Origin of the sequence: Rhodococcus sp. NPDC057529, from assembly GCF_042802055.1 — a bacterium.
In the GTDB taxonomy this organism is placed as follows: Bacteria; Actinomycetota; Actinomycetes; order Mycobacteriales; family Mycobacteriaceae; genus Rhodococcus_F.
Map to the genome: position 1 here is coordinate 72,973 of NZ_JBHVEY010000020.1, position 24,037 is coordinate 97,009.

Consider the following 24,037-nt stretch of genomic DNA (forward strand, 5'->3'; position numbering starts at 1 on the left):
TCCTCAACCGTCTGGGCATCGGAATTGCGGGTACTCGCATGTCACATCCGTTCGCTCGGAGCACCGAGCACCGAGCACCGTGCAGACCGTATCCGACGGAGGTCCGTGTCGATGACCGCTCAGCCCCCGGATCCTGATCCGGCGAACACCCCCGACCTCGAGCCGGGCGGCGGTGTCCCACCGGGTTCGACCCCTCCGGACGCCGCACAGACTTCCGGGCTGTCCGCGCACGAGCCACGCACCAGCTGGTCGTTCCCGCCCACCGGCATTGCCACCATGGTGGTCATCGGGGTGATCGTCGTGATGTTCGTAGCGATCGCGGTCCTGCTGGTGCTCGACATCGCCGGAGTCTTCGACTGAATCCACCGGATAGTGGTGGAGCCGAGCCGGGACGCGGGGACCCTCGGTCTCTGCCGACTTCACCGGTCGGTGGTGAGTGCGCGTTGCCGGGTGGCGGCATGGCGGAGCTGCACAATCCGTATGCCACCGGCGATCGCGATGATCACCGCTCCGGAGATCGCTGCGAACAGCAACGCCACCCCCAGAGGCAGCGCGAAGTCCCACCCGAACAACTCCAGGGTGATGCTGTCGAGGTTCTGCAGGATGAACACCAACAGCAGCAGCAGAATCAGCACGCCGGTGACCAGTCCGGTCCAGAGCGCACCGGTGCGAGTGCGGGTGATGCCCTTGCGTCGGGCGAGGTCGGGATGCAGGTCACTGCCAGCGTCCGGGTCCGGCGTCGTGCCCGATGGAGGGACAGGAACACCGCTGCGCCGCGGACCCGGCGAGACATCGGCGTTCGGATCGGCGGAATCCCCTGAGGTCGTCGACATGTTCGGTCGAGTACCCACACACCATGGTGGCTACCCCGGTCCCGTTCGCGTGGCCCGTGCGGTGACCGAACCACCAGGGGGCCGGATCAAGAAGCGGCCACCGGCGCCATGGTCGCCGACGCCCTGCACCCACCGGCCACGGGGCTGCTCCGATCAATGGTGCCGCACCCGCGGTCGTGTCAGGGGGTGTCCGGGAAGTCGGTGGTGTCGGCGCCGAGGAGGGCGTCGAGCCAGATCAGCGCCTCGACGAGGGTGGTGGCCCGCACGGTCGGATCCGGTTCGGTTTCGGCGTCGCACAGTTCGGTGCGGGCAGCGGCGCGGTCGCCGGCGAGCAGGGCCAACACCGCCCGCCCGAACCGTCCCTCGCGCGCAGGCAGATCCTCGGCGCCGAGCGTGCGGCCGGCGGTGGTGTGGACCTCGAGGACGAACGATTCGCCGTGGTCGGCGTCGCCGAGGCGGGCGACGACGACCTCGGCCAGCGCGGCGACCAACCAACCCAGCACACCGCCGTAGAGGGCGCCGCGCACCGGGTCGGGGCCGGGCGGGCGGATCAGCGGGATCAATTCCGCCGACAGAGTGGCGAAGTCACGCTCACCGACCAGGGTGAGCAGATAACCGGCCAGCCGTCCTTCCGGGGCCGACCGGCTGTGGTACGCCGGCACCAGCTGAGGTCACGGCTCGGGGTGGATGTCGCCGCGCCAGCCGGTGGCTAGGGTGCCGCGGTCCTCGACGAACCATTTGTACCGCTCCAGGTCCTTGGTGACCCGCCGGGACAGCACCCCGGCGGCGTCGGCGACGTGTTCGGCGACACCGCCGGGGTCGATGTCCATCTGCGCGGTGACCCGGGTGTGGGTGTCGTCGAGGTGGGCGAAGGTGATCACCCCGGCGTGGGTGGGACCGGAGTCCGATTTCCAGGCGATACGCTCGTCGGGGTACTGCTCGGTGATGGTGGCATCGAATTCACGTCTCTGTCCGCCGATCTCGACGGTCCAGTGGGTGTGGGTGTCGTCGAGCTGGCGGACCTCGGTGACGCCCTTCATGAACTGGGGGAAGGACTCGAACTGGGTCCACTGGTCGTAGGCGACGTGCAGGGGAACGTTGACATCGACGGATTCGGTGACGGTGCTCATACCTGTGCTTACCCGGGCCCCGGGTGCATCACACTCGGTACTCACGGGCACCCTGACGCACCGGAGCGGCGTAGACGTGTCAGATGCACCGAGTCACCGAGTCACCGCGTCAGAACAGGAGCTGGCGGTGGGGGTGCGGTGCCGCGGGGGCGGTGGCCGCCGATGCGTGAAACGGGTCAGTCCGGTGCGTCGTCGCCGGTGTCGGTGGGGGTGGTCTCGGCCCGTTCGGCGGCGTTGCCGGGCACATCCTGCGCCTCGTGTTCGGCGGCGACGCGTTCTTCGAGGTCGTCGACCAGTTCGGACAGTTCGCGGTCGCGTTCGGTCGGTCCGCCTGCGGCCTCATCGGGTGAGCCGTCGTCTGCGGGGTGAGGGGCGTGTTCGTGGTCCGGTCCGGGCCGGTCTGCACGGTCGTCGAATTCTGTTCCCATGTCATCGCCCTTCCTGTGTCCTGTCCGGTTGCTCTGCCCGCGACTGTACGGCTCCCTCGTCAGCAAGGCTGCTCCGGATTCGAGGTGGTATCGGAGCCCCCTCCGTGCCCGGCCCCGGGTCCGTGCCTCGATGACGACGACGGGCGTCGTCAGGAGTGAACGGCCCCGCTCGGGGTGGTGACCGAGACCGTACTGGGCGTGGTGGCAGTGGTCCACGCCCTCCGCTGCGGCATTCGACCGGATGCGGGCCCTACGGGGCGACGACCCGCGCGGACAAACCGAGGTAGATCAGCATGAAGGTCAGCAGGATCCATCCGGCGCCGTGCCAGATCGGCCAGGTGCCCCCGCTGCGCCAGGCGCGGTAGGCGTTGACGAAGGCGCCGAGGCCGCCGAGGCCGCCGAGCAGCAGGATGCCGGTGGGTACGAACATCACGATGGAGTGGCCCACCTCGGTGCAGGTCACCGGTCGGGTGTCCGCGCAGTCCCGGCGGTCGGCATCGGTCGCGATGAGGGTGATCGCCATGGCCGCCAGCGCGGCCCCGACCACCGCGCCCGCGTACCACCCGGCCCGGCGGAAGGTGGTCGGGTCGGACCAGCGTTTCTCGACGTCTCCGGTCACGGGCAGCGCGTCTTCGGTCCCTTTCAGTCGCCGGTGCGGTCGGCGAGGTCGGTGTGGCCGGCCTTGCGGGCGCAGTGCGCGCAGCAGTACATCTGGTCTTCCGCTTCGACGCCGTGTCCGAGGATGCGGCACCCGCAGTGCCCGCATTGCGGGGCCATGGCCTGGGCGGCGCATTCGAAGCTGTCGAATACGGCGGTGCGGTCGCCACGGGTGACGGTGAAGGTTTTGTCGTACTGGTTGCCGCACGTTTCGCAGGTTCCCATCGAGAATCATCCTCTCGTCGGTAGCACGGCCGGTGCAGCGGATACCCGGGAAACGGAACGAGCAAACGATCCACGAACCAGCGAGCCCCATGCGGTCGGATGCCGAATGTCTCGCGCGCGACGAGAAGTCCGTTCCCGCATCATCTTCCCTGGGAAACCGCACTTCAGGGCAGTCTTTCAGGGGAAGGTAGCCGTGACCGTGCTCGGGGTATGACCCTCGCGGGACCCCGGTGAACTGCTGTCCTGTGCCAGCGAATCGTCCTGTTGCCGACGCCTTGCTCATCGTGGGAGTGTCTTCCAGGGCCGTCGCCGCGCGCCCGGATCGCCCTGTCCGGCGCTGACTTTTGTTGAGCCCGGCGCCCCTTGACTTAGTGCCGGTCGGTGGCGGTGCGCCGCGGATCCGATGCCCGGCGGGTGACCCGGATGCGGGAGATCCGGCGTCCGTCGAGGGCGCTGACGGTGAGAATGTGGCCGTCGAAGGTGATGCTGTCACCGAGTTGGGGGACGCGCTGGAGTCGGTGCAGCAGGAAACCGGCGATCGTTTCGTAGGGGCCGTCGGGCAGGGTGATGCCGGTCGCCTGCTCGAAATCTTCGACGATCAGTAGCCCGTCGACAGGTTGACGGGGCGGCATCGGTGAGGGTTCGGCGGCGGTGGGGTCGTCGTATTCGTCGCCGATCTCGCCGACGATTTCTTCCACGATGTCCTCGAGGGTGGCAATGCCTGCGGTGCCGCCGTATTCGTCGACGACGATCGTCATCTGACGATTGTTCTGCCGCATGTCCGCCAGGGCTGCCAGCGCCGGTTTCGAGGCGGGCAGTTGCAGGACCGGCCGGCGCACGTCGGCCACGGTGGTGGCCTCGGACTGGTCGGCGCGGAGCAGGTCGCGGAGGTGGACGAATCCGACGATGTCGTCGAAGGACGACTCGATGACCGGATACCTGCTGTGTCCCCACTCGAGCGCCTGCCGCCCCGCCTGCGCCACCGGGGTGTCGGCGGACAGGAACCGGACGTCGGTGCGCGGACGCATGACCTCGGCCAGGGAGCGTTGGCCGGCGTCGAAGACCTCCGAGTGGATGCGGCGCTCGCTCTCGGCGATTGCGGTATGCCCGATGACGAGGTCGCGCAACTCGTCGTGGGTGATCGCCTCGTTCGTGGTCTTCGGGTCGCTGCCCAGGATGCGGACCAGCAGGTCGGTGGAGGCCGACAGCAACCAGATGACCGGGCGCATCACCGTGGCGAATCGGTCCAGAGCGGGCGCGGTCAGCAGCGACACTCCGGTGGCACGTTGCAGGGCAATGCGTTTGGGGACGAGTTCGCCGAGGGTTAGGGAAAGGTAGGCGATCGTCAGGGTGGTGCCGATCAGCGCGGTGGCCGAGGCGGGGCCGGGCGGCAGTCCCCACGACTCCAGGGTCGGCGCCAGGGCGGGCGCGATGGTGGAGGCGCCGTAGGCGGCCGACAGGAACCCTGCCACCGTGACGCCGATCTGCACCGCGGACAGGAACCGGTTCGGGTCGCGGGCCAGGGCGGCGGTCCGCATCCCGCGGCCACCGCGGCGCTCGAGGCGCCGAATCTGGCCCTCGCGCAGCGACACCAACGCGATCTCGGTGGCCGCGAACACGCCGCCGACCAGCACGAAGAACAGCACCAGTCCGGCATTGACCACCGTGTCGTTCATTGCGGCCACTTACCTCGAAGCGGCCGGGGTCTGTGACGGTGACCCATGGTCCTTTCACCTCGGAGGCGATGTGGATCTGCGGTGACCCTCAGTGTAGCCAAATCGGACAAATTGGACATTAGGGTGTGGTGGTCGGCGCCGCAGGAAAGGGGACGCACCCGCTGCGCGGGCGAGCGGCGACGGTCCCTGTAAGGATTGGTTCGGCTGGTCAGAGTAAGTCGACCAAGTGGAGTACGGACAGGGGTAGTGCAGGAATCGCTAAACCGGCGCTGAAGGATGCTGCCCGTGCACCGGCGCGCCGGTACCGGCTGGTGTGGAAGGCGAGGAGTCCGGCGAAGGTGATGAGCGTCGCGGCAATGAGAACACGGATCGGCGAGATCAGGAGCGCCGCGACACATCCGCAGACGAATGCGGCCGTCACCCACCAGGGTTGCAGGTCGTGGATCTCGATGGGCCTGGTCTTCATCGCACTCCTGTCACCCGTTTCAGGCTCGGTCGCACCGAAACCGGGCCGTGTCCACTGTGCCCCCTGCAGACGGGTGATCGCTCGGCCGCACGGGGTCACAGTGTGAGCTGAGGATCTGTCCATCGGCCCGCGCCCCGCGTCTCCGGTCCCTTCGGGTGACCGTCGGCTTCCTCTATGGTCAGCCTTGCGCTGGAATCGACCCGGCGTCAATAGGTGGGGGCGCCCATCTCGTCCGGATCGCGGGTGCCGTCGTCAACCCTGCTGCATGTTCGGCACCCCGAGAAATGGGTGTCGGACCCGATTGTGCCGCCTGGTCCGTGTGGGTGACGATGAACCCGTCCACCCGCGAGCGGTCGCCGATCAGCCCGGGCCAGTCATCCACAGGAGCGTTGCACAACACCACCAGCCGGTGTGAGAGTCGCGCGGATTCGAGGCGCGGTCGCTGCCACGAATCTGTAATAGGCGCGGCAGCGCAACAGGATTGGTCTGTGAAGCCGGTCTGTGACGGGTCACCCCGCCGAAGATGAGGTGCAGGCAATGGATCCCCCTTGGCATGCGTTGGAAGCGCCGGGGACGCTGGACCTGCTCGATTCGACACCAACCGGTCTGGCCTCGGAGGAAGCCGCCCGGCGCCTGGCCGTCCACGGCCCCAACACGCTGCCTGCCGGCCGCAGTGACCGGTGGTGGTGGCGGTTGCTGCGGCAGTTCCACAACGTGCTGCTGTACGTCATGATGACGGCCGCGGCAATCACCGCGTTCCTCGCGCACTGGGTGGACACGGCGGTGTTGCTCGGGGCGGTGGTGATCAACGCGATCCTCGGCTTCATCCAGGAGGGACGAGCCGAGTCCGCGCTCGAGTCGATCCGTGCAATGCTGGCCCCTCGGGCTCGTGTGCACCGGGACGGGCGGATCGTGGAGATCCCCGCCGCCGACCTCGTTCCCGGGGATGTGGTCCGCCTGGTCTCGGGGGACCGGGTCCCGGCCGATGTGCGGTTGATCCGGGTGCGCGAGCTCCGCGTCGACGAGGCGGCGCTCACCGGGGAGTCCGCGCCGGTCGACAAGACAGCGGACCCGGTGGACCGTGACACCGACCTGGCCGACCGCCGATCCGCCGCCTACGCGGGAACGGTGGCCGTGTTCGGGCAGGGCGACGGCGTCGTCACCGCCACCGGGGCGGGCACCGAACTGGGCCGGATCAATGCGCTGCTTGCGGGCATCGCGAAGACCACCACCCCGCTGTTGCGGCAGATCGACCGATTCGGCCGGTGGCTGGCCGTCGTGATCCTCACCGCCGCCGCAGGCACCTTCCTCCTCGGGATCGTCTGGCGCGGCGAATCACCGTCCGAGATGTTCACCCTCGTCGTCGCTCTCGCCGCCTCCGCCATCCCCGAAGGGCTGCCCGCGATCATGACGGTGACCCTGTCGCTGGGCGTGCTGCGGATGGCGCGGCGCCACGCGGTGATCCGCCGGCTGCCGGCGGTGGAGACCCTGGGGTCGGTGACGGTGATCTGCTCGGACAAGACCGGCACATTGACCCGCAACGAGATGACCGTGCAGAAGGTGGTCATCGCGCACCGCTCCATCGACGTCGGCGGGGTCGGCTACGCCCCGGTCGGCGACTTCACCGAAGACGACGGGGTCGTCGTCGACCCGGACGCCGACCCGGCCCTGCAGGTGGCAGTGCGGGCCGGAGTGCTGTGCAACGACGCCAAACTCCACGAGGCCGACGACGCCTGGGAAATCGACGGCGACCCGACCGAGGCCGCCCTGCTGGTCCTCGGTGTCAAGGCCGGGCTCTCCCGGGCGGCCGCGGCGGCGGCGTGGCCCCGGCTCGACACGGTCCCGTTCGAATCCGAGCGGCGCTTCATGGCAACCCTGCATCCCGGCGACACCGCGGGGGATGAGCGGATCTACCTCAAGGGGGCCCCCGAGCGGGTACTCGCGGCGTGCACGCACCACCTCGACGCCGGCGAAGCGGTCCGCATCGATCGCACCCACTGGCAGCGGCGCGCCACCGAGACCGCGGCGCAGGGACTGCGGGTTCTGGCCCTCGCCTACCGGGACCGCCCCTCCGCGGACGGCGTCCTCGACGCCGCCGACGCCGAGGACGGATTCACCCTGCTTGCGCTGGTGGGAATCATCGACCCGCCGCGGCAGGAAGCGATCGACGCCGTGCGGGACTGCCACCGGGCGGGCATCACCGTCAAGATGATCACCGGTGACCACGCCGACACCGCCGCGGAGATCGGGGCGCAAATGGGCCTCGGCGCCGGGACGCGGCCCGTGACGGGTGCGCAGATCGACGAACTCGACGACCCGGCACTGCGCCGCGTCGTCGCCGAGACCGACGTCTTCGCCCGCGCCAGCCCCGAACACAAGCTGCGATTGGTGCGGGCCCTCCAAGAGGGTGGCCAGGTCGTCGCCATGACCGGGGACGGGGTCAACGACTCCCCGGCCCTGACCCGCGCCGACGTCGGGGTGGCGATGGGCCGCACCGGCACCGAGGCCGCCAAGGAGGCCTCGGACATGGTGCTGGTCGACGACAACTTCGCGACGATCGCCGCCGCGGTCCGCGAAGGGCGCGGCGTCTACGACAACCTCAAGAAGTTCGTGCTGTTCATGTTGCCCACCAACGGCGGCGAAGCACTGGTGGTGATCGCGGCGATCCTGTTCCAACTGACGTTGCCGCTGACGCCGGCGCAGGTGTTGTGGATCAACCTGGCCACGGTCAGCACACTCGGGTTGGCGTTGGCGTTCGAGCCCACCGAATCCTCTGTGATGCGCCGTCCGCCCCGCCCCCCGACCGAGTCGCTGCTGTCCGGGTTCTTTGTCTGGCGGGTGGCCCTGGTGTCGGTGCTCATGATGTCCGGCGCGCTCGGGTTGTTCCTGTGGGAACTCGAATCCGGCACCACCGTCGAGGTGGCCCGCACCATCGCGGTCAATGCGATCGTGGTGACGGAGATGTTCTACCTGATCAACAGCCGGCACATCAGAGCGTCGGTTCTGAACCGGGAAGGGCTGTTCGGCAACAGGTACGTGCTCGGCGCGATCACCGCGTGCATCGTGCTGCAGGTGCTGTTCACCTACGCCCCGTTCATGCAGGCGATCTTCGGCTCGTCCGGGCTCACGGTGACCGAATGGGTCAAGGTCCTCGGCGTGGGACTTGTGGTGTTCTTCGTCGCCGAGGCCGAAAAGTGGGTGATCCGCAGCCGACGCCGGAGCAACGCCGCGCACGCCAGTTGACACCAGGAAAACACACAGATCGGCACATCGATTCCACCGTGCATTAAGGCTATACACCCCGCCGGGCGGAAGTGGTCGTCGCCTTTCGTGCAGGTCACAGACTCGTCACGCGTAGAAAGGGAACCCGCTCATGACGACACACCCACACCGGTATCTGTCGTCATGGGCGACGGGGCTCGCAATCTGCTGCACGGTCGCGACAGCATGCGGCGCACCCTCACCGGGCGGTGCGGTCGACTTTCCAGCACTGGACGTCGTCACCGAAATCGACGATCTCGACCATCCCTGGGACGTGGTAGCCGCGCCGGACGGCACCCTGCTGACCGGCGAGCGCTCCGGACGCTTCGTCGTCAAACACCCGGACGGCTCCACCGGCGTGCTGGCGGCGGATCTGCCCGACCTCGTCGTCCACGCCGAACTCGGCCTAATGGGCATCGCCCTCGCCACCGACTTCGACGTCACCCGCATCATCTACACCTGCCATACCCATGCGGCGGGCGCGGTCACCGACATCCGGGTGCAGTCCTGGACCGCGGACGCCCAGTGGACCGCCCTGGCGCCGACCGGCGTGCTGATCGACGGCCTGCCGCTCAGTGACCGCGGCCGGCACGGCGGCTGCCGGCTCCTCCCACACCAGGACGGGACGCTGTGGATCTCCACGGGAGACGCCACCCAGGCGGCGGCACCGCAGGATCTGCAGTCCCTCGGCGGCAAGGTGTTACGGATCGACGCGGCCACCGGGTCGCCCGCGGCGGACAACCCATTCCCCGGTAGTGCGGTCTACACCCTCGGGCACCGCAACGTCCAAGGACTGGCAGTGCGCCCGGGCACCGGGGACATCTATTCCGTCGAGCAGGGCACCCACCGCGACGACGAGGTGAACCGACTCGTCGCCGGCGGCAACTACGGATGGACACCGGACACCGGTGACGGGTTCTACGACGAATCCGTGCCGATGACCGACCTCGACCGGATACCCGAGGCAATCGCGGCGGTCTGGAGTTCCGGACCCGCCACCATCGCCACCGCCAGCGGCACCTTCGTCACCGGAGCGGGCTGGGGCGACTGGGACGGAGCCCTCGCCGTCGGCGTCCAGAAGGGCCGCAAGGTGCTGTTCCTGCGACTCGACCCCGCCGGCGCGCATGTCGTCGCCGAGGCTGCGCCACCCGAACTGGACGGCCAGTACGGCCGCATCCGCACGGTCGCCGCCCAGCCCGACGGGTCGCTGCTCGTCACCACCGACAACGGCGACGGCGACAAGGTGCTCCGCGTGAGACCCGCGGACGGACGGTGACGCTCCCAGCCGCCGACCCGAACGGCGGGCGGGTTCCCGCCGCGGCCCGAACGCTCACCTCGACTCACCGGCACGCCGTAGGCGCAGGACGGCGGTCGGGCCGCCGAATTCCATCACATCGGCACCTCCGATCCCGGATACGGGTGAATGCACAGGACCACATAGGCAGTGAGCAGCGCCAGGTGAAGTCCGCCCTGTAGCCGGATAGCGCGCCCCGGGACCACGGTCAGGACCGCCACCACCACGGTGAGAGCGAGAAGCACCAGTTGCGTCGGGCCGAGACCAAGGAGCAATGGTCCGTCCAGCCAGATCGAGGCGACCGCGACGGTGGGAATGGTCAACCCGATGCTGGCCATCGCCGATCCGAGTGCCAGGTTCAGGCTGGCCTGAACCTGGCGCCGCTGTGCTACCCGCACGGCGGTGAGGGTGTTCGGCGCCAGCACGAGGAGGGCGATGACGACGCCGACCAGGGATAGCGGCAATGCGCCGTCCCTGACCGGGCCCTCGATCGCGCGGGCTCCGACCTTCGCCAACCCCACGACCGCGCCCCACGCCACCACCAACAGGATCAGGCTCAGTCCGGCCATGGCGGCCGACGGTCGGCGGGGACTCTGACCGATCTCGGTGGGCGGATTCTCCGCGACGGCCGGGGGGAAGACATGGCGATGGGATCCGGTCCCGGTCAGGGCGAACATCCCGTACAGCACAAGCGAGGCCACCGCGGCGAAAGCCAGTTGGGCCGGGGGGAATTGGGACCTGGCCGGGCTGCTGGTGAACGTGGGCAGCACCAGGGAAAGGGTGATGAGCGAGACAACGGATGCGAGGCCGGCGCCGGTACCCTTGGCCTTGAACAGCGCGACCCCGCAGCGCCCTGCGCCGACGAGCAGGGCGAGCCCGACGATGCCGTTGACGGTGATCATCACCGCGGCGAAGACGGTGTCTCGTGCCAGGGACGCCGCCTGGGGGCCACCGGAGATCATCAGGACCACGATCAGCCCCACCTGGATGACCGTGACCGCGACGGCAAAGATCAGGGACCCGAACGGCTCGCCGACCCGGCGGGCGAGAACCTCGGCATGATGGACCGCTGCCAGGACCGCGCCGATCAGCGCCAGCGCCACCGCGACCGGTGGACTCACAAGGGGCCACGTGGTGATGGCCGACCGCCGACGAAGCGCCATGGTTCGACTGTGCCAGCACCTTTCGGGTCTCGGTCGCCGGAATGGCGATTCCCAGCGATCTGTGACCGAAATCCGCTGGTATCACTCTTCGCCGCCCACGTGCAGCTGCAGTCCTCACCCGGCATCCGGCGATGCGCGGTAGTCGCCGACGTGTGACGGTGCCTCATCTACGACCATCGGGTCCCGGGATGGTCATCAAGCCGTGCTGCGCGGCATTCTGGTGGGCGACGAATGCCTCCCGCCAGTCCCGATCCGTCAGAGCGAGGTGGTCGCCGGTGGCAGGGGCTGCAACCTCGAGTTGCGTCGCAATCTGTGCCCACGACCTGCCCGCCTCGAGGGCCCGAGCACCGCCCACGGGAACGCTGTCCGGTCGGGTGCGCTCGATGCACGCGGGTTGGGGTTGGCATCCATGCGACTCGCCCCGGTCGGCGTAAACAGTATGAAGGTGATGACTTTGTCCCCTGCCCCGTCCGGGTGCCGCCGACAATGCTGAAGGGGCGGAACGCGCACCGACGAACAGGACACCATGGACTCTCACCTGGAGCCGGCGAGCGCCCCGATCAACGGGGCGCTCCGGACGGGGGAGTGCCTGAATCTGTTGCGGTCCGTGGCCGCCGGGCGGCTGATCTACACCGACAATGCCCTGCCGGCCGTGTGGCCGGTGACCTTCGCCGCCCCGGACGGGCAGATCGTCATCCCCACCGGAGGACATCAGTGGTTCGACCGTTTCGACGCCACCGTCGTAGCCCTCGAAGCCGGGGCCATCGCGTCGGCGACGCGCACCGGCTGGACGGTCCTCGCCATCGGACGCTCCCGGTTGGTGATCGGCACCGACGGCCTCCACGGATTCGACGACCCCACCCGCGCGCCCTGGACCGAGGGCCCCGACGAGGGGTACCTCGTCTTCGACATCGAACGCCTCACCGGGCACCGAGCCGCCCTGCTCCGTCCCACCGGTGACCACCGCTGACAACGCCCGCATAAGCGCAGGCGCACAAGGTTTTCCGACGCCATCCCTCTCGGATGTTGCCGCGGGCCTGTTTCGAGGACCGTGGTCGCATCGGTGCCCAGCAATACCGTTGCGGCCCGTTCCGCAATGTGCCTGGTCGCTTCGTGTGTCGCTTTCGGGTCCCCCCACCGAGCAGGCACACCAACAGGTCGGCCGAGGCCGACAGCAGCCAGATCACCGAGCGCATCACCGTGGCGAACCGGTCCAGGTTCGGAGCGGTGAGCAGGGACACTCCACTGGAGCGTTGCAGCGCAATATGTTTGGGAACAAACTCGCCCAGGATCAAAGACAGGTACGCGATCATCGCACCGGCGGTATCCGCCGCCGACGGTACGGGCGCCGATGCGCGACGCGACCGCTCCAGCCCCGGGCTGGCGGTCAACCTGGAGGCTTACAATCGGGTTATGCGGAAGGGCGGTCCGGTGCGCGAGGTGCGCGAGGTGCCCGATGTGGTCGGCTTCGGCGCGGACGAAGCCTGCGCCATTGTGCGCGGGGCGGGACTGATCCCGGTCGGACCGAAAGGCGCCGGGGCGCCGACCGTCGGAGTGATCGTCGCCCAGCGGCCGATCGGAGCTGCCGGAATCGAAAAGGGCGGCGAAGTGATTCTGTGGAATCAGGACAGCGGAGGCGCGCACGGCGCACCGGTACCCCGGGGCCACGAGTCCGCGGCTCTGGATCCGGTATGACACCGGCCACTCCGGCGGACACGCGAGGTACTGCAAACTGCAGCGAGGTGGTGGGTCGGGGAACGCCAGTGTGGGCCGATGGCAGTGGCCCGTGCGGGTCAATAGGCGCCCGGCACCCGCACCGGCACAATCGGGTCCGACACCCATTTATCGGGGTGGACGACATGGAGCAGCAGGTTCACCGCCTGCGGTGCAGGGAATGGCTGCGCTCACCCATCGACGCCGGTTCGATTCCAGCGGAACCGGGGAATAGGTGGAATCCGGCGGTTATCCGCCAGGGCACAGGACACCGAGAATGGGTCGACCGGAGTCACAAACCGATCGATCCGCTCGCCGGCCGTCGCCACCTGACTGAACGAGAATCCCTGGAACACACAAAGGTACGGCAACTAACTCCATGTTGACGTCCTAGCTCGCGCCGACACCATGGTCGCAGATGCGTCTCCGCGGTGGGCGGGGAGTACGACGATTACGGCTCGATCAGTCCGGAACGGATTGCGTATCGGGTCAGGGCGAGTCGGTCTCGTAGTCCGAGTTTCTTCAGGATGTTTGCGCGGTGCCGGTCGACCGTTTTGGCGCTGATACTCAGGGTGTTCCCGATTTCTCGGGTGGTGTCGCCTTCGGCGATCAGTTTCAGTATTTCCTCTTCACGGGGGGTGAGGATGGTGCTCGGCAGCGTTTCTCCGTGCCGGGCTCGGTGCAGGTAGTCGCGGATGAGGGCGGTGACCGCGCCGGCGTAGAGGAAGGGCTCGCCCCGCAGGGTTGCCCGGCAGGCTTCGAGCAGGTCGCGGTCGGCGACGGATTTGAGGACGTAGCCGGAGGCGCCGGCTTTGAGGGCCTCGAAGAAGTATTGCTCGTTGTCGTACATCGACAGGATCAGGATCTTCACGTGGGGATGGGACCGGGTGATTTCGCGGGCCGCTTGCAGCCCGGTCATCCGCGGCATCGCGATGTCGAGGATCGCCAGGTCGGCCGGGGTGTGGGCGAGTGCATCGATCGCCTCGTATCCGTTGGCTGCCTCGGCGACCACCTGCAGGTCGGGTTCGGCGTCGAGGATCATCCGCAGGCCGCTGCGCACCATCGCGTGGTCGTCGGCGAGCAGAATGCGGGCAGGTTGCCTGGTCATCGCGGCCTCGATTGCACGTGGACCGGGACGATCAGCCGGATCTGCGTCCCCTCGCTGGACGACGAGTCGATGGTGAGGGTGGCGTCGACCAGCAGGGCGCGTTCGCGCATTCCGGTGATACCGGCACCGGCAGTGATCACTCCGCCCTTGCCGTCGTCGGCGATGCGCAGCGTCAGGTGTTCGTCGGTGGCATGGAGGTCCACCCGAACCTTGTCGGCGCCGGCGTGGCGAGCGATGTTGGTCAGCGCTTCTTGTGCGACGCGGTAACAGACGAGTTCGATGTTCGGGTCCGGCCGGGCGAGGTGGGCGTCGAGGTGTTTGACGACATCGACGCCGGTCGCCTGGGTGAATTCGCTGCACAGGGCGTTGAGCGCGCTGTGCAGGCCGAGGTCCTCGAGAACGTCGGGGCGCAGCCGACGGGCGATGCCACTGACCTCGTCGAGGCTGCCGCGCACGGCATCCTGGGCGTGGTGCAGGTCCCCGCGAAGTCCCGACGGCGCTTTGTCGACGGCGCGTTTGAGCGCAAGCAATGCGACGGTGAGGCTTTGGCCGATCTCGTCGTGCAGCTCGCGCGCGATCCGCGCTCGTTCGGCTTCCTGGGCGGCGAGTGCCGACCCGCTCGCCGAGGTTCGCTCGGTCTCGAGCCGGTCCAGCATGGCGTTGAACGAGGCGATGAGATGCCGGAGGTCGCCCGTGCCTCGGTCGTCGATCCGGTCGCTGCGGCGTGGGGGGTCTACTCGGCTCATGGAACTGGCGAGTTGGTCGAGCGGTGCCAGGCTCGACCGCAGCAGAAGGGCGTTCGCGGCGAGGATCGCGGCCAGTCCCACGACGAGCACCGGGATCTCGGTCAGCCGGATGTGCGTCGACACCGTCGCCGGTGACAGGGCGAGGGCGAGGGTGCCGACCGTGAAGACCAGCCCGTTGATCACGAATACTCGCCAGAACAGCGCGCCGGCAGGGGTTCGCGCTTGTCCTCGGAACCGGTCCACGACCGATGCGCGACGGTTCATGGGTCCAGCTTGACCGCTGCACATCGCAAATGTCCATACATGTCGGTGCCCAGTGTAAATGGGTGTCGGACCCCATTGTGAGAGCATCGATCGCCTGCACAGACTGGGTTCATCTCCAGTAGGGGGCTTCGATGTCCATCGATCGGATGACGGTACCCGGTAAGGGCGTGCTGCACCACGTCGTCGCCCGCGCCGGCGGACACCTCTACCTGCTGGTCGATCCCCGCGGCCCCCGGCACCTGCTCTGCTATGACGACTCCGATGTCGAGGTTCCCGCCCGGGCGATCGCTCTGGCACCGGACGAGGCCGACCAGGTGGCCGAGATCCTGCACAGTCAGCCGATCGCCGACCGACTCGCTTCGCTGGAACGGCAGGTCAGGGACCTGATTCGGGGGCGAGGTAGATGACGAAGAGCTGCCCGCTGATCGCCGTGGTCGAACCCGCCCCACCCACCCCCGGAGTGGGCCGAAACGGGCATGCTGTGTGTGTCGTCCGGCCCGTTCACAACACGTCGCCGGCCGTTGCGATAGGTGTGGGGGTCCGCGGGAGGTGAGCATGCAACCGTCGGAGGAGGTGCGGCCGCTGTCACGGCGGGCGATCCGATCGATCTGGGTGCTGCTGGGCTTTGTGGCACTGCTGGTGATCGGGCCGCGGCTGATCACGGTGTATACGGAGTGGTTGTGGTTCGGTGAGGTCGGCTACCGGACCGTGTGGGGCACGATTCTGCTGACTCGGCTGGTCTTGTTCCTCGCGGTGACCCTGCTCATCGGTGCCCTGATGTTCGGCACCCTGATCTGGGCCTACCGGACGCGGCCCCTGTTCGCGGCCGCAGCCTTGGCGAAGGACTCGATCGAGCAGTACCGGACCGTGGCGATGAGCCGGCCCCGGTTGTTCGGCATCGGTATCCCACTGCTGCTGGCTCTGCCGTTCGGGCTGAGCGCGCAAGCGAACTGGGCCACCGTGCAACTGTTCCTGCGCGGTGGCGATTTCGGCACGGTGGATGCGGAATTCGGGCACGACATCGGTTTCTATGTCTTCGACCTGCCGCTCTACCGGCTGATCCTGACCTGGTTGTTCGTCGCGGTATTCTTCGCCTTGTGGCTCAGCCTCGCCGCGCACTACCTGTTCGGTGGGATCCGGGTGACCCCCAAACGCGGCGGTAACCCCATCGAGGTCACCGCCGCTGCGCGTGTCCAGCTCGCGGTGCTGGCCGGGTCGTTCGTCGCGCTGAAAGCGGTCGCGTACTGGCTGGATCGGTATGCGTTGCTGTGGGGCAGCCGTAAGGAACCCACCTTTACCGGGGCCGGGTTCACCGACATCAATGCCGTCCTGCCGGCGCGGCTGATCATGTTCTCCATCGCGATCGTGTGCGCGATCGCGTTCTTCGCCGCAATCGTGGTGCGGGATCTGCGGATTCCGGCGATGGCTACCGCGCTACTGGTGTTGTCCTCGATCCTGGTCGGGGGAATCTTCCCGGCGCTGATGGAACAGTTCTCGGTGCGCCCGAACGCGGCCGATCGGGAACGCCCGTACATCGAACGCAACATCGCCGCGACCCGGCAGGCCTACGGACTGGGCCCGGACCGGGTGCAGTACGAGCCCTATCCGGGTGTGGGCACCCAGGCGCCGCGCGACGTCCCGGCCGACGTCACCACCATCGCCAACGCGCGACTTCTGGACCCGAACGTGCTCTCCCGCACCTTCACCCAGCAACAACAATTGAAGAATTTCTACGGTTTCACCCCGACACTCGACATCGACCGATACACCATCGACGGGGAGGTCGCCGACTACATCGTCGCCGCCCGGGAGCTGTCCCCGAACAGCCTCAGCGGCAACCAAACCCAGTGGATCAACCGGCATCTCGTCTACACCCACGGCAACGGGTTCGTCGCCGCCCCCGCCAACCGCGTCAACGCCGCCGTCCGGGACGCCTCCGGCCAGAGCGCCAGCAGCGACAGCGGCTACCCGATCTACACCGTCAGCGATCTCGCGTCCCAGGCGACCGGCCAGCAACTGATCCCGGTCGACCAACCCCGCATCTACTACGGCGAGGTGATCGCGCAGTCCGAGGACCCGGACTACGCCATCGTCGGCGCCGAGGCGGGCGCACCGGCGCGCGAATACGACACCGACATCTCCACCTACACCTACACCGGCGCCGGCGGAGTACCCATCGGGAACTGGATCAACCGGCTGGCATTCGCCGCCCAATACGCCGAACGCAACATCCTGTTCTCCGGCGCCATCGGAGCCGAATCGAAGATCATCTTCAACCGCGACCCGAAAACCCGGGTCGAGCACGTCGCCCCCTGGCTGACCACCGACACCAACCCCTACCCGGCCGTCGTCGATGGGCGGATCACCTGGATCGTCGACGCCTACACCACCCTCGAGCACTACCCCTACGCACAGTCCGGAGCACTGACCGAGCCGGTGATCACCGACACCGGGCGCCCGCTGCCCCGGCAGGAGATCTCGTACGTCCGCAACTCGGTCAAGGCCACCGTCGACGCCTACGACGGCACCGTCGCCCTCTACCAGATCGACCGGGAGGACCCGGTCCTGGCCGCCTGGATGAGCGTGTTCCCCGGAACCGTCAGGCCCGGCGAAGCGATCTCCGACGAGCTGCGCGCCCATCTCCGCTACCCCGAGGACCTGTTCCGGATCCAGCGCCAGCTGCTGGCGAAATACCACGTCAACGACCCGCGGGAATTCTTCACCAACAACGCCTTCTGGTCGGTGCCGTCAGATCCGACCTCGGACAGCACGGCGCAACAGCCTCCGTATTACATCCTGGTCGGAGACCCCGAGACGACGCAGCCGTCGTTCCGGCTCGCCAGCGCCATGGTCGGCTTCAACCGCGAATTCCTCTCCGCCTACCTATCGGTGCGCTCCGATCCCGACGGATACGGAACGATCGAAATCCTGCAGTTGCCGACCGACACCCTGACCCAGGGCCCGCAGCAGATACAGAACTCGATGATCTCCGACACCCGCGTGGCCTCCGAACGCACGTTGCTCGAGCGGTCGAACCGCATCCACTACGGCAACCTGCTCACCTTGCCGATCGCCGACGGCGGCGTCCTCTACATCGAACCGCTGTTCACCGAGCGGCTGTCCACCACCGCCGAGGGCTCGACGTTCCCGCAGTTGGCCCGGGTGCTGGTCAGCTACCGCGAACCCGGCACCGGCGGTGTCCGGGTCGGGTACGCCCCCACCCTCGCCGAAGCCCTCGACCAGGTCTTCGGTCCCGGCACCGGCCGCGCCGCCACCGCCCCCGGCGGCGACGCCGCCACCGCACCCCCACCGGCACCCGAGACCGCCCCCGGACCCCCGGTTCCCGACGGCGTGCCGCCGCAGGCGGTGCCGGAGGAACTGACCGGCGCGGTCCTCGAACTGAACGCCGCCCTGACAAACCTGCGTGCCGCCCAGCACACCGGGGACTTCACCGCCTACGGCACCGCCCTCGACCGCCTCCAACGCGCCATCGACGGCTACCTCGCCGCCGGCGGCACCCTCAACTGAGGCTCGGTGCCGTCGCCGACACGCCCGATGTGCGCACCAGCGATAGTGTTTCGCCGCTCGGCGATCAGGGAGTGCGGGACAGGTAGACAAACGCGGCCAGGAGCACGAGCTGCACTCCGCCGTGGAGCGCGGTGGCGCGGCGGGGAACCACGGTGAGCACACCAACGACGGTCAGCGCCAGCAACAACAACTGCGCGGCTTCGAGGCCGAGCACCACCGGTCCGTCGAGCCAGATTGCGGCCAGCGCGATGGAGGGAATGGTCAGCACGATGCCCGCCATCGCCGACCCGACGGCGACCTTCACGCTGACCTGAAGTCGATTTCGCCCGGCCGCACGCACCGCGGTGAGCGTCGCCGGGAGCAGCACCAGCAGCGCGATCGCACCGTCCACCACCGCATAAGGCAACCCGGAGTCCGACCCACGACGCCAATCCCATCACCGCGACCACCGCCACCCCCCACCACGAGCCCGACGCTTGCCCATGCCCTGCGTCCCGTCACCGGCACTGCCGATTCCTCGACGGTCGCTGTGGCGGCTGATCGCGTCGTCAACGAGACGTCCCGAATCCGCCCGGTCGTCGTGAGCACGAACACGCCGTAGATCAGCAGCGACACCATTGCCGCGAAAGGCAATTGAACGAACGCGAACTCGGAAATCGGCACGCTGGTGGCGACCGTCGGCAAACACCAGCCCCAGGAAGATCAGGGACAACATCGGGGCCAGCCCCGCTGCGGCGCGTTCTGCGTCGAATCCCGCTACCTCGGAGGGTGATCATGACGCCGAAATGGCCCCCACCGGTCCAGGCCGCCCATGGCTGACCGATGGGGTCCATCGCCCGTGTGGCGGCGTCCGACGGAAAATCGATTCGGCGTCGGCGCGCTGCGTACGGGCACACCCGCCCAATCTCGGTTGGGCGGACTCTCGCCTCGGTCTCGAAGGTCCGAGATCGCGATTTGCCGCTGCGTCGTGCGACTGGTTGGACGCTATCGCGATCCAAGGTAAAGCGCAAGTAAAGGCGCTCGGGTTTCGGAACGACCGCTCCGCGCCCCGCCGAATCGACGCACCGAACGAAGTGCCGGGGACGGGCTTCCCGTTCGCCCAGGTTCCGGTGTGCCACAATCCACTCCACTCCGACTCCGATCCCGGCCGCTGGGGGACGACCGGCTCCCATCAGCCACCGCCGGTCGTGGGCGGGGAGATCAGTTGCCGCACGCACCCATCCGACGCGCGCCATCCAGGAACGGGAGTGCAGTGCAAGGCGACCGCACATACGAACCGGCAGGTTCTCCTCGGTGGCCACCATCCTCGACGACACCAGGACGACCCGGGCGCAGCGGACGGCGGGCCTGGTCGGTCATCACTACCGGGTCACCGACTTCTACGAGGTCAGCCGCGAGAAGATCCGCGAGTTCGCCAGATCCCTGCAACATCCCCATCCGGCGCATCGGAGCGAGGAGGCCGCCGTCGGCCTGGGCTATGACGGCCTGATCGCCCCGCTCACGTGCATCCCCGGTCGAGTGGGTCGCCCAGGCGCTGTGGGGGAGTGTCCTGCGCTGAGGTTGGGGAGCTGTGTCGCGCGGTTGGCGCACTGTCGAACAGGGCTGCCCACCGCGGCGCCGTCGACGGGTTCGCCGTCCATCCGAATCGAGGTCCCACTGATGGTGCGCACCTCTCGATGACAATCTTCCGCTCGCGCGACTATGCCGCACGGACGATCAGCGGACGTGCTGGGATGGCTGCTGCTGTGAGGCCCGATCGGGTGGGTGCGGCTGTCGTTGTCGGCATCGGCTGTCGTTGTCGGCATCGGCGGTCCGGCTTCCGGGCTGACTCACGTCTCACCTGGACGTAACCTACTGTTGCGTAACCTACGCTCCCCACCGCCCCGACCGCGGTAGGCCGCGAAATCCCGGCCGGTTGTGCCACCGGTGACATCGACCAGGACGACGAGGCGGCGATCCTGCTGTTGTCCACCGCCACGGATTCACGACTGGACTGGTTGCGCTGCGGTGAGGCCCTCTCGGCGCTCCTGCTCGCCTGCACCGATCGCCGGTTCGCGACGTGCCCGGTCACCCACCTCACCGAATCGGGCGAGACCCGGACGCGGTTGCGGGAGTTGACCGGCGGCGGGAACCTTCCGCAGGTCCTGATCCGGGTCGGGATACCCAGGCGTCCGGAGTCGACGATCGCGGTGACCACGCGACGACCGCTCTCAGGGGTCCTCATCCGCGAACACCCTGTTGCCGGCGGCACTCCCGGCGCGTAAATCGGTTCCTCGAGCACCCCTCCTCTTGCCGTCACTTAGGGCAAGGCGTGGGTGTGCGTTGGACGCACGCGTGCGACCATGCGCCCACCGAACTGGCGACCACACACACGCGCATTACGGGTCGAACGTCCCGACGCGCGTCGACACCGCGCCGTCCCTTGTCGGCGCGCTCTACATGTGGTTACCCTAACCATGGTTAGGCAGGACTTCGATGACAGGCCTTTGTTGCCGGCGATATCGTGTGCGCCATGACTTCCGCCGCCGCGCACACGACGAAGTTTCACGCCCTTCTCCAGGACCAGATTCGCAACGAATTCAACGCGTCGCACCAATACGCGGCGACTGCAGTCTATTTCGACAACGCAGATCTGCCGCAGCTGGCCCGGCACTTCTACAAGCAGGCCGTCGAAGAGCGCAACCACGCCATGATGATCGTCCAGTACTTCCTCGACCGCGACATCTCCGTCGAACTCAGCGGAGTCGATGCGGCCAAGAGTGCGTTCGCGAACCCGCGCGAGCCCATCGCGTTGGCGCTCGCCCAGGAGGAGACGGTCACCGAGCAGATCGTGCAGCTGGCGAGCACCGCCCGCGAGGAGGGCGACTACCTCGGTGAGCAGTTCATGCAGTGGTTCCTCAAGGAGCAGGTCGAGGAGGTCGCGACCATGACGACGCTGCTGACCATCGCCGACCGCGCGGGCAGCAACCTGTTCGACCTCGAGGAGTTCGTCGCCCGCGAGATGAGCGGCGCTCCTGACGCTTCGGGTGCACCGCATGCTGCCGGTGGTGCCATCTAGAGGTTGGCGCTTCCGCTGCTGTCACCCGCGGAGGTCGGGAGCGAGAGGGTTGCGTGGGAGCCCCGTTTGTGGACGCACGGCTCCGAGGGCGACGCGGTGAAGAGGCGGCGGAGTGCCGTGTCCCGCCGGCGCGAAACACGACTGACGCGGCCGGCGAGAAACCGGGTATACGGCTCCGCCCCCGGTCAGCGTTACGCGCGAATTGTTGATTCGACGCCCGTGTCAAAGTGTTCGCCCGAGGCCTGTGCGGTGTTGAACTGGTGGCATTGTTCGACGACGGCGGCAGGATCGCACCCCTCGCCGGGGGTCGAGGACACCAGCAGCCGGGTGTACGGATGCTGGGGTGCCTGTAGCACTTCGGTGGCGGCGCCTTCCTCGACGATGGCGCCCTTGTAGAGCACGAGGACGCGTTGGGTGACTTCGGGGCGACCACGGCGAGATCGTGGCTGACGACGAGCAACCCGACGCAGGACTGCTACCGTCCCGTCGAGCAGGGTGAAGATCTGAGCTTGGACGGAGACGTCGAAGGCGGAGACGGCCTCGTCGAGGATGACCACTCGGCAGGACTGCCAGTGGCCTGTGCAAGCCACGGGTCGACGTTGCCCACCGCTGAGCTGAGGGGGCTTCGATGCGGCGTGGACGTCGGCGAGCCGCAGCCACGGAAGAACAATGATATCCCCGCTCGCGTCGGGGGTGGTGTATGGGTGGCGGCCGCCGGTGGTGGGTACACGAACCAGATGACTGTGCTGTCGGCATCGGTTCGCGCGGACCGTTCCGGGCTGCTGATGTCGGTGTGGTGGCCGGTGCGGTCGGTCACCCTGGCCGCGCTGGTGTCCGGTGTGGTGGTGTGCGCGGGAGCCGGGGAAGTGGCGGCGGCACCGATTCCCGACGGATTCTCCGAGGTTCCGCCGCGGACAGCGTTGTCGTTCGCGCACACTCCGTCCGGTACGAGGGTTGGCACCGCGAACCAGACCGACGCCCGGCCGGGGTTGTCGATCGTCAAACTGTTTGTGGCCGACTACATGCTCCGGCACGGTGACGGCTCGGCCGAGGACCGCGACCTCGCGCAGCGGATGATCCGCGACAGTGATGACAACGCCGCGGAGCGCGGGTATGCGAAGTATCCGCAGTCCATCGACGCGATCGCCGCCGAGTACCGGCTCACCAGTACGCACGGCGGCCGGCAGTGGGGCGGCTCGGTCACCAGTACCGCCGACACGGTCACCTTCTTGGAAGCAAAGAAGACGACCGACGTCGACAGCCCGATCCTCGGCTGGATGGCCACCGCCGCTCCCGTCGCCGCCGACGGCACTCATCAGAACTGGGGGACCGGTCAGCTTCCGTCCGTCACCGGGACCAAGTGGGGCTGGTCGGACTTCGGGCCGAGCGTGGTGGCCTCGGCGTCCTTCGGTTCGGACTTTTCCGTCGCGGCCAGCACATTCGGTACCACCGACCAGCACACCGGGGATGTCCTCGGTGCCTTCGGACCGGAATCGGGCCAACCGTCTGAGCCGGCGCAGGTTCCGATCGGCGAGGTGATCGACCACTACAACACCGGCAATGACCCCCTCCTGGAACAGCTGGCCAACCTCTCCCCGCCCGGCTGGACCGTGCCCGCCACCGTCCTACGCCCGGCGCCATGACGTACCGCGGGATATCCGAAGTCTCGAGGCAAGGCGCGCCCTTTCCGTCATGGTGGGCGAGCACGGCCTATTTCGCACCGCCAATATGGCACGGCTCGACCTGGCGGCCTCACGTGCGGTGACTTCCGGCTCTAGCCGGGTTCGCGGTGCGAGGTCGGAGCCGTCGTGGAAGGCAGCCCCCGCACGGCCTGTAATAACTCGCGTAGTTGGTTTCGACTGTGCGCGCCCACATGCGGACGGTGGCTGAGTCGGGCCCATGTGTGCGAGTCGCGTGACCGACCGCTCGAACTGGGCTGCGGGAGAACCTCGGGTGCCTCCCGAAAACCGGCCGGTGTGCCTCACCCCGTGTACGCGCGAAACTGGCGTGTCCGATGGGCGATTGGGGTGCGATATGCCCCTTCCCTTGGTTGGTTCGGATTCATTGCTGCACAACGCGATCTGCTGAGCGTGACAGCATACCCATTTTCACATGATGGCAGTCCCCGGGTTGGTGATGTGGGGTTGGGGCGTGCGGGCGTCGCGGTGCGAGGTGCTCACATCGCAACGTGACCGGAATCGGCGGGCACGCTCGTTGATGTGAAGTATCTTGCTACGCAGGTCAATTCGAAATCTCGTTGTGGGAGCAGCGGGGCGCACTTGTGGGCGGACGCGACCACGGTCAATCTGGTGACCCGGGTACAGGGCTGTGCTGCGGGCGGAGACATCGTCCCGTCCCGGGACGTTCACGACGACCCGGAGGTGGCGCCGCTGCTCGCGACGTCCGGCTACCGGTGCGACGTCTTCACGACCGGGCTGAAAGGAATCGGCGAGGAGCAGACGCCCTGGCGGCTTCGCCGCCCATGAA

Annotated in this window: 25 protein-coding genes and 1 pseudogene; 12 read left to right on the forward strand and 14 right to left on the reverse strand. The window is 68.0% G+C overall.

Annotation, left to right across the window (positions count from 1 at the left end; all coding sequences use genetic code 11):
• The first annotated feature begins 111 nt into the window (after nt 1–111).
• The gene (locus ACFU5V_RS31810) at nt 112–360 is read left to right on the forward strand and encodes a DUF6480 family protein (RefSeq protein ID WP_378704023.1); all 249 of its coding nucleotides are present in this window, start codon (nt 112–114) and stop codon (nt 358–360) included.
• 59 nt (nt 361–419) lie between these two features.
• On the opposite strand, the gene ACFU5V_RS31815 is transcribed toward ACFU5V_RS31810, so the two are convergent.
• The 8 genes from ACFU5V_RS31815 to ACFU5V_RS31850 all read right to left on the reverse strand — a co-directional run bounded on the left by ACFU5V_RS31815 (nt 420) and on the right by ACFU5V_RS31850 (nt 5,415).
• Nucleotides 420–833, reverse strand: coding sequence for a lipopolysaccharide assembly protein LapA domain-containing protein (locus ACFU5V_RS31815; protein WP_378703894.1), 414 nt, complete (start codon nt 831–833; stop codon nt 420–422).
• Between the two features lie 179 nt (nt 834–1,012).
• A complete protein-coding gene (locus tag ACFU5V_RS31820; protein WP_378703895.1) occupies nt 1,013–1,495 on the reverse strand; it encodes a hypothetical protein in 483 nt (160 codons plus the stop codon).
• 9 nt (nt 1,496–1,504) lie between these two features.
• Nucleotides 1,505–1,963: an SRPBCC family protein gene (locus ACFU5V_RS31825; RefSeq protein WP_378703897.1), complete on the reverse strand. Its 459-nt coding sequence runs from the start codon at nt 1,961–1,963 to the stop codon at nt 1,505–1,507.
• Between the two features lie 176 nt (nt 1,964–2,139).
• Nucleotides 2,140–2,391 (reverse strand): hypothetical protein, encoded by a 252-nt coding sequence (locus tag ACFU5V_RS31830; RefSeq protein ID WP_378703899.1) that lies wholly within the window; start codon nt 2,389–2,391, stop codon nt 2,140–2,142.
• A 250-nt stretch (nt 2,392–2,641) separates the two neighbouring features.
• Nucleotides 2,642–3,010 carry a hypothetical protein gene (locus ACFU5V_RS31835; RefSeq protein WP_378703901.1) on the reverse strand — a complete coding sequence of 123 codons (369 nt, stop codon included), beginning with the start codon at nt 3,008–3,010 and terminating at the stop codon, nt 2,642–2,644.
• Between the two features lie 23 nt (nt 3,011–3,033).
• Nucleotides 3,034–3,273, reverse strand: coding sequence for a hypothetical protein (locus tag ACFU5V_RS31840; RefSeq protein ID WP_378703903.1), 240 nt, complete (start codon nt 3,271–3,273; stop codon nt 3,034–3,036).
• 368 nt (nt 3,274–3,641) lie between these two features.
• A complete protein-coding gene (locus tag ACFU5V_RS31845) occupies nt 3,642–4,949 on the reverse strand; it encodes a hemolysin family protein (RefSeq protein WP_378703904.1) in 1,308 nt (435 codons plus the stop codon).
• A 208-nt stretch (nt 4,950–5,157) separates the two neighbouring features.
• Complete coding sequence (locus tag ACFU5V_RS31850; RefSeq protein WP_378703906.1) at nt 5,158–5,415, reverse strand: hypothetical protein; 258 nt, start codon at nt 5,413–5,415, stop codon at nt 5,158–5,160.
• A 537-nt stretch (nt 5,416–5,952) separates the two neighbouring features.
• Here ACFU5V_RS31850 and ACFU5V_RS31855 point away from each other — a divergent pair.
• Both ACFU5V_RS31855 and ACFU5V_RS31860 read left to right on the forward strand, forming a co-directional pair.
• The gene (locus ACFU5V_RS31855; protein WP_378703907.1) at nt 5,953–8,658 is read left to right on the forward strand and encodes a cation-transporting P-type ATPase; all 2,706 of its coding nucleotides are present in this window, start codon (nt 5,953–5,955) and stop codon (nt 8,656–8,658) included.
• A 130-nt stretch (nt 8,659–8,788) separates the two neighbouring features.
• The gene (locus ACFU5V_RS31860) at nt 8,789–9,952 is read left to right on the forward strand and encodes a PQQ-dependent sugar dehydrogenase (RefSeq protein ID WP_378703908.1); all 1,164 of its coding nucleotides are present in this window, start codon (nt 8,789–8,791) and stop codon (nt 9,950–9,952) included.
• 113 nt (nt 9,953–10,065) lie between these two features.
• Here the strand turns inward: ACFU5V_RS31860 and ACFU5V_RS31865 are convergent, their stop codons facing one another.
• Nucleotides 10,066–11,133 carry a calcium:proton antiporter gene (locus ACFU5V_RS31865; RefSeq protein ID WP_378703910.1) on the reverse strand — a complete coding sequence of 356 codons (1,068 nt, stop codon included), beginning with the start codon at nt 11,131–11,133 and terminating at the stop codon, nt 10,066–10,068.
• A gap of 526 nt (nt 11,134–11,659) precedes the next feature.
• Between ACFU5V_RS31865 and ACFU5V_RS31870 the strand changes: the two genes are divergently transcribed.
• Complete coding sequence (locus ACFU5V_RS31870; protein WP_378703911.1) at nt 11,660–12,103, forward strand: pyridoxamine 5'-phosphate oxidase family protein; 444 nt, start codon at nt 11,660–11,662, stop codon at nt 12,101–12,103.
• Here ACFU5V_RS31870 and ACFU5V_RS31875 read toward each other — a convergent pair.
• Nucleotides 12,054–12,446 carry a CNNM domain-containing protein gene (locus ACFU5V_RS31875; protein ID WP_378703913.1) on the reverse strand — a complete coding sequence of 131 codons (393 nt, stop codon included), beginning with the start codon at nt 12,444–12,446 and terminating at the stop codon, nt 12,054–12,056. The two genes, ACFU5V_RS31870 and ACFU5V_RS31875, sit on opposite strands and share 50 nt — an antisense overlap.
• Here ACFU5V_RS31875 and ACFU5V_RS31880 point away from each other — a divergent pair.
• A complete protein-coding gene (locus tag ACFU5V_RS31880) occupies nt 12,361–12,828 on the forward strand; it encodes a PASTA domain-containing protein (protein WP_378704025.1) in 468 nt (155 codons plus the stop codon). The genes ACFU5V_RS31875 and ACFU5V_RS31880 overlap by 86 nt on opposite strands.
• 469 nt (nt 12,829–13,297) lie before the next feature.
• Here the strand turns inward: ACFU5V_RS31880 and ACFU5V_RS31885 are convergent, their stop codons facing one another.
• Complete coding sequence (locus tag ACFU5V_RS31885) at nt 13,298–13,954, reverse strand: response regulator (protein ID WP_378703914.1); 657 nt, start codon at nt 13,952–13,954, stop codon at nt 13,298–13,300.
• Nucleotides 13,951–14,964, reverse strand: a complete 1,014-nt coding sequence (locus ACFU5V_RS31890) for a histidine kinase (protein ID WP_378703916.1) — start codon at nt 14,962–14,964, stop codon at nt 13,951–13,953. Before ACFU5V_RS31890 ends, ACFU5V_RS31885 begins: the two co-directional genes overlap by 4 nt.
• Nucleotides 14,965–15,095: 131 nt before the next feature.
• Between ACFU5V_RS31890 and ACFU5V_RS31895 the strand changes: the two genes are divergently transcribed.
• Both ACFU5V_RS31895 and ACFU5V_RS31900 read left to right on the forward strand, forming a co-directional pair.
• Nucleotides 15,096–15,371 (forward strand): hypothetical protein, encoded by a 276-nt coding sequence (locus tag ACFU5V_RS31895; RefSeq protein ID WP_378703917.1) that lies wholly within the window; start codon nt 15,096–15,098, stop codon nt 15,369–15,371.
• 148 nt (nt 15,372–15,519) lie between these two features.
• Nucleotides 15,520–18,492 carry a UPF0182 family protein gene (locus ACFU5V_RS31900; protein ID WP_378703919.1) on the forward strand — a complete coding sequence of 991 codons (2,973 nt, stop codon included), beginning with the start codon at nt 15,520–15,522 and terminating at the stop codon, nt 18,490–18,492.
• Nucleotides 18,493–18,556: 64 nt separating this feature from the next.
• Here the strand turns inward: ACFU5V_RS31900 and ACFU5V_RS31905 are convergent, their stop codons facing one another.
• Nucleotides 18,557–18,886, reverse strand: a complete 330-nt coding sequence (locus ACFU5V_RS31905) for a hypothetical protein (RefSeq protein WP_378703920.1) — start codon at nt 18,884–18,886, stop codon at nt 18,557–18,559.
• An 899-nt stretch (nt 18,887–19,785) separates the two neighbouring features.
• On the opposite strand from ACFU5V_RS31905, the pseudogene ACFU5V_RS31910 reads away from it, so the two are divergent.
• The 3 genes and pseudogenes from ACFU5V_RS31910 to ACFU5V_RS31920 form a co-directional block, all read left to right on the forward strand.
• Nucleotides 19,786–20,001, forward strand: a pseudogene (locus ACFU5V_RS31910) (MaoC family dehydratase N-terminal domain-containing protein); the annotation flags it as partial.
• A gap of 455 nt (nt 20,002–20,456) precedes the next feature.
• Complete coding sequence (locus ACFU5V_RS31915; protein ID WP_378703922.1) at nt 20,457–20,756, forward strand: hypothetical protein; 300 nt, start codon at nt 20,457–20,459, stop codon at nt 20,754–20,756.
• Nucleotides 20,757–21,004: 248 nt separating this feature from the next.
• A complete protein-coding gene (locus ACFU5V_RS31920) occupies nt 21,005–21,550 on the forward strand; it encodes a ferritin (RefSeq protein ID WP_378703924.1) in 546 nt (181 codons plus the stop codon).
• 191 nt (nt 21,551–21,741) lie between these two features.
• Here the strand turns inward: ACFU5V_RS31920 and ACFU5V_RS31925 are convergent, their stop codons facing one another.
• Nucleotides 21,742–22,140 carry a hypothetical protein gene (locus ACFU5V_RS31925; protein WP_378703925.1) on the reverse strand — a complete coding sequence of 133 codons (399 nt, stop codon included), beginning with the start codon at nt 22,138–22,140 and terminating at the stop codon, nt 21,742–21,744.
• A gap of 147 nt (nt 22,141–22,287) precedes the next feature.
• Between ACFU5V_RS31925 and ACFU5V_RS31930 the strand changes: the two genes are divergently transcribed.
• Together ACFU5V_RS31930 and ACFU5V_RS31935 are read left to right on the forward strand one after the other, a co-directional pair.
• Entirely contained in the window at nt 22,288–23,193 is a 906-nt protein-coding gene (locus ACFU5V_RS31930) for a hypothetical protein (RefSeq protein ID WP_378703927.1), read from the forward strand.
• 666 nt (nt 23,194–23,859) lie between these two features.
• A complete protein-coding gene (locus ACFU5V_RS31935) occupies nt 23,860–24,036 on the forward strand; it encodes a hypothetical protein (RefSeq protein ID WP_378703929.1) in 177 nt (58 codons plus the stop codon).
• Nucleotide 24,037: the final 1 nt, after the last annotated feature.

Excerpts from the sequence above, each read along its gene's own strand:
- ACFU5V_RS31860 (WP_378703908.1), top strand. The coding sequence starts at position 8,789 with ATGACGACACACCCACACCGGTATCTGTCGTCATGGGCGACGGGGCTC.
- ACFU5V_RS31810 (WP_378704023.1), top strand. The coding sequence starts at position 112 with ATGACCGCTCAGCCCCCGGATCCTGATCCGGCGAACACCCCCGACCTC.
- ACFU5V_RS31830 (WP_378703899.1), bottom strand. The coding sequence starts at position 2,391 with ATGGGAACAGAATTCGACGACCGTGCAGACCGGCCCGGACCGGACCAC.
- ACFU5V_RS31825 (WP_378703897.1), bottom strand. The coding sequence starts at position 1,963 with ATGAGCACCGTCACCGAATCCGTCGATGTCAACGTTCCCCTGCACGTC.
- ACFU5V_RS31840 (WP_378703903.1), bottom strand. The coding sequence starts at position 3,273 with ATGGGAACCTGCGAAACGTGCGGCAACCAGTACGACAAAACCTTCACC.
- ACFU5V_RS31895 (WP_378703917.1), top strand. The coding sequence starts at position 15,096 with ATGTCCATCGATCGGATGACGGTACCCGGTAAGGGCGTGCTGCACCAC.
- ACFU5V_RS31930 (WP_378703927.1), top strand. The coding sequence starts at position 22,288 with ATGACTGTGCTGTCGGCATCGGTTCGCGCGGACCGTTCCGGGCTGCTG.
- ACFU5V_RS31885 (WP_378703914.1), bottom strand. The coding sequence starts at position 13,954 with ATGACCAGGCAACCTGCCCGCATTCTGCTCGCCGACGACCACGCGATG.
- ACFU5V_RS31900 (WP_378703919.1), top strand. The coding sequence starts at position 15,520 with ATGCAACCGTCGGAGGAGGTGCGGCCGCTGTCACGGCGGGCGATCCGA.
- ACFU5V_RS31870 (WP_378703911.1), top strand. The coding sequence starts at position 11,660 with ATGGACTCTCACCTGGAGCCGGCGAGCGCCCCGATCAACGGGGCGCTC.
- ACFU5V_RS31875 (WP_378703913.1), bottom strand. The coding sequence starts at position 12,446 with ATGATCGCGTACCTGTCTTTGATCCTGGGCGAGTTTGTTCCCAAACAT.
- ACFU5V_RS31890 (WP_378703916.1), bottom strand. The coding sequence starts at position 14,964 with ATGAACCGTCGCGCATCGGTCGTGGACCGGTTCCGAGGACAAGCGCGA.
- ACFU5V_RS31815 (WP_378703894.1), bottom strand. The coding sequence starts at position 833 with ATGTCGACGACCTCAGGGGATTCCGCCGATCCGAACGCCGATGTCTCG.
- ACFU5V_RS31855 (WP_378703907.1), top strand. The coding sequence starts at position 5,953 with ATGGATCCCCCTTGGCATGCGTTGGAAGCGCCGGGGACGCTGGACCTG.
- ACFU5V_RS31920 (WP_378703924.1), top strand. The coding sequence starts at position 21,005 with ATGACTTCCGCCGCCGCGCACACGACGAAGTTTCACGCCCTTCTCCAG.
- ACFU5V_RS31850 (WP_378703906.1), bottom strand. The coding sequence starts at position 5,415 with ATGAAGACCAGGCCCATCGAGATCCACGACCTGCAACCCTGGTGGGTG.
- ACFU5V_RS31845 (WP_378703904.1), bottom strand. The coding sequence starts at position 4,949 with ATGAACGACACGGTGGTCAATGCCGGACTGGTGCTGTTCTTCGTGCTG.
- ACFU5V_RS31865 (WP_378703910.1), bottom strand. The coding sequence starts at position 11,133 with ATGGCGCTTCGTCGGCGGTCGGCCATCACCACGTGGCCCCTTGTGAGT.